Source organism: Thalassospira sp. MBR-102, from assembly GCF_040549275.1.
Lineage (GTDB): Bacteria > Pseudomonadota > Alphaproteobacteria > Rhodospirillales > Thalassospiraceae > Thalassospira > Thalassospira xiamenensis.
The window spans coordinates 168,731-177,318 of the sequence record NZ_JBEPTC010000013.1; the positions used below are offsets into that span (position 1 = coordinate 168,731).

General features: G+C 52.8%; 9 protein-coding genes and 1 pseudogene. 1 reads left to right on the top strand and 9 read right to left on the bottom strand.

Annotated features, from left to right (window positions below; translation table 11 throughout):
• Positions 1-7 precede the first annotated feature (7 nt).
• The 9 genes from flgE to ABIE64_RS19405 form a co-directional block, all read right to left on the bottom strand.
• Positions 8-1,303 (bottom strand): flagellar hook protein FlgE, encoded by a 1,296-nt coding sequence (gene flgE / locus ABIE64_RS19365; protein WP_063096050.1) that lies wholly within the window; start codon positions 1,301-1,303, stop codon positions 8-10.
• Between the two features lie 17 nt (positions 1,304-1,320).
• Positions 1,321-2,016 (bottom strand): flagellar hook assembly protein FlgD, encoded by a 696-nt coding sequence (locus ABIE64_RS19370; protein WP_354378296.1) that lies wholly within the window; start codon positions 2,014-2,016, stop codon positions 1,321-1,323.
• Between the two features lie 162 nt (positions 2,017-2,178).
• Positions 2,179-2,685, bottom strand: a complete 507-nt coding sequence (locus tag ABIE64_RS19375; protein ID WP_065702077.1) for a periplasmic heavy metal sensor — start codon at positions 2,683-2,685, stop codon at positions 2,179-2,181.
• Positions 2,682-3,365, bottom strand: a complete 684-nt coding sequence (locus ABIE64_RS19380) for a hypothetical protein (RefSeq protein WP_354378297.1) — start codon at positions 3,363-3,365, stop codon at positions 2,682-2,684. The genes ABIE64_RS19375 and ABIE64_RS19380 overlap by 4 nt, the downstream gene beginning before the upstream one ends.
• Positions 3,366-3,424: 59 nt before the next feature.
• The gene (locus tag ABIE64_RS19385) at positions 3,425-4,036 is read right to left on the bottom strand and encodes a sigma-70 family RNA polymerase sigma factor (protein WP_354378298.1); all 612 of its coding nucleotides are present in this window, start codon (positions 4,034-4,036) and stop codon (positions 3,425-3,427) included.
• Positions 4,037-4,043: 7 nt separating this feature from the next.
• Positions 4,044-4,514 carry a flagellar protein FliS gene (locus ABIE64_RS19390; RefSeq protein WP_071239629.1) on the bottom strand — a complete coding sequence of 157 codons (471 nt, stop codon included), beginning with the start codon at positions 4,512-4,514 and terminating at the stop codon, positions 4,044-4,046.
• The gene (gene fliD / locus ABIE64_RS19395) at positions 4,507-6,195 is read right to left on the bottom strand and encodes a flagellar filament capping protein FliD (protein WP_354378299.1); all 1,689 of its coding nucleotides are present in this window, start codon (positions 6,193-6,195) and stop codon (positions 4,507-4,509) included. The genes ABIE64_RS19390 and fliD overlap by 8 nt, the downstream gene beginning before the upstream one ends.
• Positions 6,196-6,273: 78 nt before the next feature.
• Positions 6,274-7,089, bottom strand: coding sequence for a flagellin (locus tag ABIE64_RS19400; protein WP_071239627.1), 816 nt, complete (start codon positions 7,087-7,089; stop codon positions 6,274-6,276).
• Positions 7,076-7,321, bottom strand: a complete 246-nt coding sequence (locus ABIE64_RS19405; protein ID WP_354378300.1) for a hypothetical protein — start codon at positions 7,319-7,321, stop codon at positions 7,076-7,078. Before ABIE64_RS19405 ends, ABIE64_RS19400 begins: the two co-directional genes overlap by 14 nt.
• Before the next feature lie 371 nt (positions 7,322-7,692).
• On the opposite strand from ABIE64_RS19405, the pseudogene ABIE64_RS19410 reads away from it, so the two are divergent.
• Positions 7,693-7,806: pseudogene (locus ABIE64_RS19410) on the top strand (transposase); the annotation flags it as partial.
• Positions 7,807-8,588 lie beyond the last annotated feature (782 nt).

The following is an 8,588-nucleotide window of genomic DNA, read 5'->3' on the forward strand; positions in this document are numbered from 1 at the left end:
TCACGACTTAGTTCACTGCCGAAATGAGCGTGTCATACATATCGCTGGTCGTTGAAACGACCTGGGCAGCGGCCGAATAGGCCTGCTGTGCGATGATCATTTTGGAAAACTGGCTGGTAGTATCGACGGTGGAACTTTCCAGCGAATAATCCGCCAGCGTCCCGGTTCCGCCATCACCCGGGGTTTTCAGCACATAGCTGCCCGATGTGTTGCTTTCCTTGTAGACAGTATCGCTATAGGCGGTCAGGCCATCCGCGTTGGCAAAATCGGCCAGTACGATCTGATAGACCGGTTCGCTCTCGCCGTTCTCATAGGTAACCGAAACAACCCCATCGTCCGAGATCGATATCTCGGCGATCTCGCTGTAATTCGAACCGTTCTGGTCAACCGAATACAGCGTCATGTCGCCGTCTTCTTCGTCGGACGCAAATTGCTGCAAGCCGTCGTCATCGCCGGCCGTTCCAAGATCGGAAACGATAGAGCTATCATTAGCCCCGGTGGTCCAGCCGGTGATGGTCAGAGTTGCGTTGTCGGTCACATCAGTGCCGCTGGTATCCGTAATCGCCGAAAGATTGCCATCCCCGTCAAAGGTAATCGTCAATGGACCACCCGAAGACGTACCCGTAACCGTCGTTCCGTCCGAGGTCAGAACCGGATCAGAATAAGTCAGCTCCCACTCATTCTCGGCCGTTTTCTCGTAGTTATAGGTTACCGTATGACTGGTACCGAGACTGTCAAACACTTCGACATCAACGGAAAATGTATCGCCAACTGCCGCATCTGCCGGAAGGTTTGCTACCATCGAAACTTCGGTCGAAGCTTCTGCCGTTCCGGTCAGATCTTCAAGATTGATCGTCGTCAGGGCCGATGTACTGGTCGGAACGGTGCCGCTTGCCGGGTTACCGTCATCGTCAAGCGCGTATCCCATAAGATAATAGCCAGAACTGTTAACCAGATTGCCTTCGGCATCAGTGTCAAAGTCACCGGCACGCGTGTAATAAACGTCACCATTGCCATCGGTCACGACAAAGAAACCATCACCCGATATCGCCAGACTGGTCGCAGTATCATCTGCCTGAATCAGGCCTTGCGAGCTGATATTGGTTTGGGTCGATGTCGTCACACCATTGGAATAGCCAGTCGTCGTCGAGCCGGGCGTGGTCACCAGCGACGAGAAGGATGTCGAACTATCCTTGTAACCGACAGTCTCGCTGTTACTGATATTGCCCGAAATCACACCAAGCGACGTCGATTGCGCATTCAGCCCCAAAACGGCGGAATTCAGTGCACTGCTTAAGCTCATGGCTTTGGTCCTTCGCTTCAGGAAACTGTTTGCGTGCCCTGAACGTCCGAGATCGCGATATCGACCCCATTGACATACAGCACGGCTTCGTCGCCGGTCAGGTCGATTGCCGACACCACACCGGTCATGAGAATTTCAGAATCAACAGAATTTTCGTCAGAATCGGTCGCTTCGACCGAAAGGGTATAGGTCCCCGAACTCAGCGTGCTTCCGCCGTCCGTCACCCCGTCCCATGTGAAATTATTCGCACCCTCGGCACCGGTCACCGTCGTCTCGTAGACAACGTTTCCATCTTCATCGGTGATTTCGATGCTGACATTCGAGGCATCATCATCAAGGACAAAATACCATTCGGCCTCGCCATCTTCGAGCGGGGCGGTATCCCCGACTGCGACAACATCGGTACCAAGATAGGACTGCGCGGCGCTGTTATCGATCACCCCCTGTAGGGTCAGAAGCGATTCCGAAAGATCGGACAGCAATGCATTGTTATTTTCAGCCAGTTCAAGCTGCTCGAAGGTCGCCAGTTGCGTGGTCATCTCTGACACATCTTCGGGATCGGTCGGGTCCTGATTCTGAAGCGTCGTCAGCATCAGCGTCATATAGGTTTCGTAGGTCGAGCTCTCGCTCGTACTCGACGACGTTGATGTGCTTGACGACGAGGTCGTCGAAGCCGTCAGGCTATCGTATGTCAGGCCGCTGAGGTAACTCATCACCGCCTCCATGAAGCGAACATTGAACGGGTCTTATGTTCGTTTCACGCTGGCGGACGGAAAAACTGGCGCAACAAATTCACTTTTTTAGAAAATAAATCCAAAAACAAAAAAGGAGCGCATTTGCACTCCTTTCCGTCTTAGGCTCGTTTCCGGCAAAAGTTACTGCGGCGGCGGTGGCGGCCCAGGACGATGCAATGCCAGTTCTGCGCGATCTTCGGGTGACAGCTGGACCGCGACATTGGCCATGTGCGTAAGTATACGACCAAAATCATCCCCGATACCGTTCTTCATTTTTTCAAAGACGCCACGGATTTCGGCATCCGTTGCATCGTCGCGCAGCAAAACCTCGCGCAGTTCTCTGAACTTTTTCAGGTCATCACGACGTTTCATCAAATCTTCCATCACCGGCGCAAACTCGGCGTCAAAAATGGCCTTTCCTTCCGGGCTCAGCTTCTCGCGTACTTCTGAAAGCATGCGAACCGGCGGCGGCGGGCCATTGTCCGGACCAATCATCGGCGGCGAGCCCCCCAGAAAGCTGTGGAGGATCGTACTACCCGCGGCAATACTTCCCGCAATTGTCCCAATCAGGAACAGATTCAAAGCAAGCGATGCCCACAAGAACCTTCGGGTGGCATCAGGCTTGCGACGATCATCTAAAATCATCATTCCCGCCCTGTTTGCGTGTTTGCACCATTCGAACCGATTCCCATGCCTTGCGAGGCCTCATCAAAAACATGATTTTCCAGAGCCTGCATCATCGGCATTTCGATTGCTTGGGCGTTGGTTTGGATTTCCTGTTCGGACGTAAACACAACGCCGACCACAAAACCGAACATCACACAAAGCACCATCCCGAAGGCAGAAGCAAAGGTCGCTGAATACCGCAACAATGCCCGCGATGACTTCACTCGGATACCTGATATTGCAAGAGCCGGGTCAGTTGGTCCTGTCACGCTACCAACCGGATTGGCGATCCTTTCGGACGGATAAGTCTGACGCTGTGGAACAGAATCACCCTGATGTTCGGCCGCCCGCAGCTCTGCACCACGTCCGCGGCGCGCGTCGTTAAAGGAAAAGGCATCGCTTTTCGCGTCATGACGTCGCGGCTCTGCCGCATTTTCTTCTGCCTCAATCACCGCAAAAATATCGTCAATCGCGCGATGTTTGCCCAACGGCAAGGGATCATCGGCCAGCAAATCTTCAACAGATTTCAAGGATTTCAGCAATTCTGCTGCTTCATCATTCCGGGCAACAAGAATGTTGGCCTCATGGCGAAGCTGCTCCGGCCAGGATGTAATGTCCCACCCGTACTGATCCAGCAATTCTTCAAATTTCTCGATCTTCACAGCACACCGCTTTTTCCTAGGACGAACCTACCTGTTCGAACGCAACTGAAGTTAACGATCTATCCCATTGCTTTCAACTCTTCACGCAGTCGCTTTCGTGCCCTTTTTAACAATGATTCCATCGCATTGACGGAAACCCCCATAATAGCAGCCGCTTCTTGATTGGACAGTTCGCGATCATAAAACAGATTGATGGCAATTTGTTGTTGCTCAGACAACAGCTTGATCGCAGTTCGAAGCCGCCTGAATTCCTGATGTTGTGCCAGCTGTTCAACTGGTGAAATCGCCTCATCAGGCATGTTTTCAAGATCACTGCCATCGACGAATTGCGGCTTGCGTTTCAGATCAATCACCCGGTTTACCGCAACCCGATACAACCAGGTTTTGAAGCTGGCTCCTTCCGGACGCCATTTTTCCCGATGCAACCATACCCGGACGAAAACATCCTGCGCCACATCTTCCGCGTCACTGCCTGTAAGGCCCATGCGCCGCGCAATCCCGATAATCCCGCGATAGTATCGCTCGACAAGCACGCGATAGGCGTGCTTGTCACCCCGAACCATCAGGGCCACAAGATCCTGATCAGCAAGTTCCGACAGGGTGGCATTCTGTCTTGCCGCCTCGGAGGCTTGCGATCCCGTTGTCATTTCGCGACGGATGCCTACACTCAACTGCCCCTCACAACACCTGTTCCACGATATGACGTGTTCCACGAACCTGTTGCGGTCCAGCGGCCTGCGAATTTACCGATTTGAAACTCTCCCACTGTTTTGCCAGTGTTTCGAGGTTCCGGTCCACGATTTCGTAACGTTCCTCAAGCGGTGTTTTCCGCCCGTTTCGAGCCAGAAGTTTGATCATGCGCGCATAAAACGCATACAGATCACGAGACAATTCAGGGGCCGATTTCGGCGAGACGATTGCCTGCAAAGCCCGCAATCGATTGACGACAATTGACTTTTCCTGACGTTCAAGATCGAAACGCTTTTCTTCGCGATGTTGTTTCGCCGCCCGCAAATGCTGGCGCGTACGGGTAATGGCGATCACCATCATCGCAAGGGGTGACGTCGTGCGCAATGCATTGTTGTATTGTGCGCTGGCACCGGCAAAACGATAAGCCTGTTGTGCAGTCGCCTGTGAATTCTTAGTCATCTTCACCCCACAAGGCTTCAAGTTGTTCACGCAGCAGCTGAAGCTGATACATCTTGGTCTCAAGAGCCGAATAACGTTCCGTCAGTTTCTCGGCATATTCTTCTGCGTCGGCCGTAACATCTTCGATTTCATCCTCAAGATTGGTGGTTTGTTCTTCCAACCGCTCGATACGGGCGGAAATCAGGCCGTCCGAACTGTTGGTATATTTGTCGAGCGCGGTAACCATTTCATTGGCAAGGCCGCTTGAAATCGTGACATCGACGCTTTCAGAACTATCACCGCCAAAATACAGTTCGACCCCCTCGAACGCCGAACCTGCGACCCCGATGATCTTGTTGCCACTGATCGTAAAAAGACTGGAATCGCCGCCAACACTAGCCGAGGTCATGTTGCCATCGACATCTACCTCGATATCGATCGTGAACGTGCCCGTATAGGAACCGTCGGCTTCCGACACCAACAGATTGTCGGAACCGGTATCGATGGAAAGAGAAAACAGATCGGCAATATCGTCAAAATTCGACACCAACGCGTCTTCAAGCGTCTCGGTATCAATGACCAGATAATTGCTCTCATCAAACGTGATGCCAATCGACGACAAGGTCGCATATGTGTCGCTATCTTCCTTGAAGGAAAGCGCGTCATATACCGATGAAACAACAGAACTCAGTAATGAATCACCAAACAAAACCGCATCCTCATCCGCGCCCTGACCGGCTTCATAGGATTGATTGGTGATGACAAAGCTGCGCAACTCGTTATAGGCGTCGACAAAAGCCTCAATCGCGTCATAGACCGAACTCGCGTCCTCATCAATTTCAAGCGTAATCTCGGTACCTTCTTCCTCCGCATACAGATAAAGCGTCACACCATCAATCACGTCATCAACCGTATTGCTGCTGCGGGTTACCTCTACCCCGTCGACGGAGAAAATCGCCTGATCAGCTGCCACCAGCTCGTTCGCATAACCGCCATCGTCATTGACAAACCCCAAAGACGCAGCCAGCGTCGTGTCTGCTCCATCGGTATCAAAGGTGATCTCCTGCCCGGTATCAATAGCCGATAGCACCAGCATATATTCATCATCGGAAACCTGAAGCACACTGGCACGTACCCCGGTTGCACTACTCTGGTCATTAATGGCATCGGCAATATCGTCAAGCGACATGTCATCGGATATCTCGATATCCGTTGCGGTATAATCATCCCCGGCCACAAGATTGAGGGTGCCCGACAAACCAGCAGCCGATGAAGCATCGGCATAGGTATCCCCACCCAGCTTGTGGGCGGTTGCCATCTGTTTGATTTCAATCGTGTAACTACCAACCGCGGCCTCGTCATCAACCAAAACACCCAGTACATCCGATGCGGTGGTGTTGGCATCCGACGATGACAGATAGGCCGATTTTCCAACCCAGACATCATCGCGCAAACTGTCAAGCTCGGCCGAGGCGGTCAGGGCCTCTGCCGCATCTTCCAGCGCCTCAAGCAGATCCTGCAAATCTTCAAACGCCGCAATTTCAAGTTCAAGCTCGTCAACCTCTGTCTCGATGGTGTCGGCAACTTCCATCTTGGCGTTATAGGCGTCTTCAACCAACTCTGCGGTATCAAGGTCTGTCAGACCTGAAACGTAGGACGACGATACATAGCTTGACGACGTAGATGAGTTCACTGTCGACATTCAGCCCTCCCTTGTCACACGATACCAGAAGAAACAGGACCACCCGGCGGCTCTAAGACCAGGCGGTCCTGCAACGAGTTAGCTCAGCAACCGCGAGAGCTTCTCGAGATTGTCATTGGAAACTGACAGTGCCTGAATGGCAGAGTCCATTTTGACACCCAACTCGGTTTGATCCGCGCTCAGCTGGGCGATATCGGCGTCCATGTAAACGCTCATCGCTGCTTCAAGGTTGGTCTGAGCGGTTTCGATATTGCTCGCGGCATAATCGAAGCGCGACTCAAGCGCACCGATGTTTGCACGGCCAGACGAAACCAGTTCGATGGCAGCTTCGATTTCCCCAAGTGCGGTGGTCGCGTTTGTGGAACTGGTCACATCAGCCGCAATACCAAGACCGGCCGCGTCATAATCCTGGGCCAGGGTCACGGAAATCGCAGCAACTGTTGAGTCGGCTGAAACAACAAAGCTTTCATCATACGCACCATCAAGCAATGCCGTATCGAAATACGTCGTGGACGCAACGATGGAATCGATCTGTGATGACAACTGCCCGTATTCATCATCCAGATATGCACGTTCCGTATCCGTCACAGAACCAGACGACGCCTCTGAGGCCAGCTCATACATACGTTCCAGAATATCGGCGATTTCGGCAAGGCCACCGTCGGCAGTCTCCAAAATAGCCGTGGCAACTTCGGCGTTATCACCCGCCTGTTCCCATGCCGCATAATCAACAGACATTGCAGTATAAACGGCAAGACCCGCCGCATCGTCCGATGCAGAGTTGATGGACTTGCCGCTCGACATCGCCGTCAAAACGGAAGTCATTTCATCGGTGGTCTTGTTGAGGTTCGACACCGCAAGGGTCGCCGACATATTCGTGTTAATGCTCGCCATTTTCGCGATCTCCTATATGGAATAATGGAAGTGACATACCTGCCAACCGACCCAAAATCGGGCCGGTATTCATATCCACGCGTGCAGGCGATAAAACTGGCGACGCTTCTGTTGTTTTTTTTTCGAGAACTGCCAATGCCACACGATAAATGGCTGTTTTCCCGGATTTCGCAGCAGATTTAAATTTTGTGCCTGTCATGAAAAAGGCCGCCGAAACGGCAACCTTATGCATTGAGAGGCACGAACATTTTCTATGATGTTCGTGTTTTTTCTACCATTTACACGTATTGCCTTTGCCTTGGTCCGCGGCAACAACTTGTCACCAACGGCGGATAAGGCAGAGTGGGCTAGCACGACCTTCCTGAGTGATAGCCTTAACCCATTTCAAACCGTTGAGGCGCTGACTCGCAAGTGCACCAAGGCATCTCAACAGCGCATGCCACCTTGCAAAACGGCATCAATACCCGACCACGTATATCTTGACCCCATACTTTCAGCTAAGAGACTGATTAGAAAAGACTCTGAAGCAGAATGGGTTTGACCTGAGCCCTTAAAATTCGCCCAGAAATGAGTAGGTCTGTCTTAACGAAGAAAACAGACGATATGAAACGATCACGGTTCACGGAAGAGCAAATCATCGGGATGACCCGGGAGCAGGAATCCGGGCAGAAGACAGCGGATGTTTGCCGTCGTCATGGCATCTCGGAAGCCACATTTTAAAAGAACAAAGCCAAATACGGCGGTATCGGAGGAGACAATCCCCATCTTTGAAATCTCGAGATCGATCAGATTGGCGACGCGGCATAAGCGAAGAAAACGTTATTGCTGCTGGCCCTGAACAAATCTGATCCGTTTACCCGCCCCGGCCCGGAACACAGAAAGATCACAGGCTCTCGGCCACGCTGGCCCTAGCCTGGGACTGACGCTGCGAATGACACCTCGGTCAATGATCTTTACCGCCGGAAACATGACCAAGACATCCGGGCCACCGCCAAGCGATAGCCGATGCGACAGCAGAACACACAACCCAAAACCGAAACTCCGGCCTCCCGGAAGTCCGGGCAACCCCCGTGCCTCCCCCAACCTCACCGACGGACGGTCCTCGGGCTCACCGCCCGCTCCGATCATCTCCGGCCATCGCGACATTTCCGGCAATTGATGAAGCCCCGACAAACCTCGGGCCTCCGCCAGCCTCGCCAACGGACAAGCATCGGCCTCACCGCCCGCTCCGATCACTCCCGGCCATCACGACTCTTCCGGCAACCGATGGAGCCCGGACAAACCTCAGACCTTCCCCAGCTTCACCAACAGACACCCTTCGGGCTCACGGCCCGCTCCGGTCACTCCCGGCCATGACGACATTTCCGACAACCGATGAAGCCCGGACACATTTCGGGCGTCTGCTAAAGCATTTTGCTTTTAATCTGAAGCATAGCCTGCAGCCTTAAAGAAGTTCCAGCATTCATTAGGCTCGAAGATGTCGCATATATTGCCGATGG